Here is a 2,354-nt window from a genome sequence, read left to right on the forward strand (position 1 = left end):
CGGTGAGGTGAGCGTGGGGACCGCCATGTCGCTGGTCTTCTCGCGCCGCAGGCCCGGGGTCCCCCCTCCCCCTGCGCCGCCCGGCACGGGAAGGGTCTCCTCCTCGCCGAGCACGGCGACGACCGGCACCAGCAGCCGCGCCTCCGCGAGGGCTTCGAGGACGCGCTGCTCGGCGCCCGGCGCCTCCGGGGCGGCCTGCCAGGCGGCGAGGGCCGCGGCGAGCGCGGGGTCGGCCTCGCCAGTGTCGGAGGCGAAGCCGGGATCGGGGATGTTCTTGAGCGCCACGGAAGGTGAGCCTAGTCGCGCGGCGTGCGGGAGCGGAGGCCGCGCAGGGTCTCCATGTTCACGCCCTTGTGGATCGCGACCGCGCCGCCGATGAGCAGCAGTCCCAGGACGGCGGCGATGGTCGCCAGCCATCCGGCGCTCGGTCCGTCGTCGGGGCCGGTGCCGAAGAACTCGCTGCGGTACGGGGGTTGGCTCGGCTGCTGCTTGCGGGGCTTGATGTTGGAGCCCATCTCGATGGCCGCCGCGGGGTCGACGACGCCGGTGCCCAGGGCGTCGCTCCGTCCGCCCTCCGGGGTGTGCCGTGCCGTGTCCGACATCAGCTCCTTGATCTGCGCCGGGCTGAGGTCGGGGTGTGCGGCGCGTACGAGCGCGACCGCGCCGGAGGCGAAGGCCGAGGCGGCGCTGGTGCCCCAGCCCTCGTAGTAGCGGCGGTCCGGGTCGGCTATCAGCACCTCCTTTCCGGGGGCGGCGACGGTCGCGTACCAGCGGCGTGTGGAGAAGGAGGCGCGCGCTCCGTGGCGGTCCACGGCGGTCACGGCGATGACGCCGGGATAGGCCGCCGGGTAGGAGATGTGGTCGCCCTCCTCGCCGCCGTTGCCCGCGGAGGCGACGACGACGGAGCCCTTGCGCTGGGCGTAGCGCACCGCGGCGTCCTCGCCCGCCTCGGGGTGCGCGGAGCTGCTGTCGTCGCCGAGGGAGAGGTTGATGACGTCGGCGCCCTGGTCGGCGGCCCAGCGGATGCCGTCGGCGAGGGCCGAGGCGCGGGAGTTGCGGGCCAGTTTGCGCTTGGGGTCGCTGTCCTCCAGGAGGACGCGTACGGGGAGGATCTTCGCCTCCGGGGCGACGCCCATGACGCCGAGCTTGTGTCCCCGGCCGTGGCCGCGGCCCGCGATGACGCCCGCCATGGCGGTGCCGTGCCGGGCCCAGGAGCGGTCGCCCTTCTTCGCTCCCATGCTGATGAAGTCACGGCCGTGCAGGACGTTGCCCTCGAGGTCGGGGTGGTCGGGGTCGACGCCGGTGTCGAGCACGGCGACGGTGATGCCCTTGCCCTTGGTGGTCTTCCAGGCGTCGGCGGCGTGGATGGCCTTCAGGCCCCACTCCTGGCGCTGGACGCCCTCTCCCTCCGCGGCGTGCGCGCTGCCGGCCACGGGCACCAGGGCGACCGACGCCGCGAGGGCCGCGGACGCGATGCGCCGGTACCGGCGCGTACGACGGCGTCGGCTCGGCGCAGCGGCGTCGGGCACGGAACGGCCGGGTACCGGACAGCCGGATACGGGACGGTCGTCGGTCACTGCTCGCCCTCTTCTCCCGCTGCCTCGCGCAGCCTCCGCTCGATGCGGTCCGCGATGCCCTGTGCGTCGTGTCCCAGCCCGGCCTGTGCCGCCGCCGAGGTCTCGCCCTTCTCGGTGGCCTCCGCGGCGGGCTGCGGGTCGCTGACGATCCGTCCGTCCGCGAAGCCGCTCACGGCGTAGACGACGACGGGTGCGTCGGAGAGGACCCGTATCGTCCAGCTCGCGCGCTGTGCGTCGCCGAAGTCGGCGGAGACGGTGCCGCGCGCGCCGTACGGACGGGGCATCAGATCGGTGCGCTCGCCGAGGTTCTCCACGGCGAAACGCTTGCGCAGCGCCCGCATGCCCGCGCCCTCGGAGCGGGTGAAGACCAGGCCGACGGTGGTGACGCTGCTGGTGGTCTCGTCCGCGTACGTCGCCCGTACGAGGCGGCTGCAGCCCACGGGCGAGAGCGCCTTGACGAGCAACGGGTCGAATCCCTCACGGCAGTTGCCGTCGGGTGCGACGGCGACGCGCAGCCAGCGGCGGTCGGCGCTGCCGGGGCCTGCGCCGCGGCCCTTGATGACGCGCGGGAAGAGGTCGTCGACGGCGGTGTTGTGCCAGGCGGCGCGCATGTCGCCGAACGAGCCGTCGGTGACGGCCTGTTCGCCGGGCTTGTCGGTCAGCCACGTCCCGGCGGCGGCTCCGCCCAGCAGTCCGACGCCGAGGACGAGGCAGACGGCGGCGGCGACGGTGCGCGGCGCCGGACGGCCGTGCGGCCCGCCGTCCCGTACGGGCCCC

Annotated in this window: 3 protein-coding genes; all 3 read right to left on the bottom strand. The window is 74.8% G+C overall.

All coding sequences use genetic code 11. The features are described 5' to 3' along the window. Positions 1-285: SseB family protein (locus AN218_RS37940; protein WP_244900318.1), on the bottom strand; the 285-nt coding region annotated here is incomplete at its 3' end. A gap of 11 nt (positions 286-296) precedes the next feature. Beyond that, positions 297-1,529, bottom strand: coding sequence for a type VII secretion-associated serine protease mycosin (gene mycP / locus AN218_RS06845; RefSeq protein ID WP_070015866.1), 1,233 nt, complete (start codon positions 1,527-1,529; stop codon positions 297-299). A gap of 44 nt (positions 1,530-1,573) precedes the next feature. Beyond that, on the bottom strand, positions 1,574-2,354 hold a 781-nt coding region (locus AN218_RS06850; RefSeq protein WP_244900319.1), incomplete at its 5' end, for a hypothetical protein.

The organism is Streptomyces nanshensis (assembly GCF_001751255.1).
Lineage (GTDB): Bacteria > Actinomycetota > Actinomycetes > Streptomycetales > Streptomycetaceae > Streptomyces > Streptomyces nanshensis_A.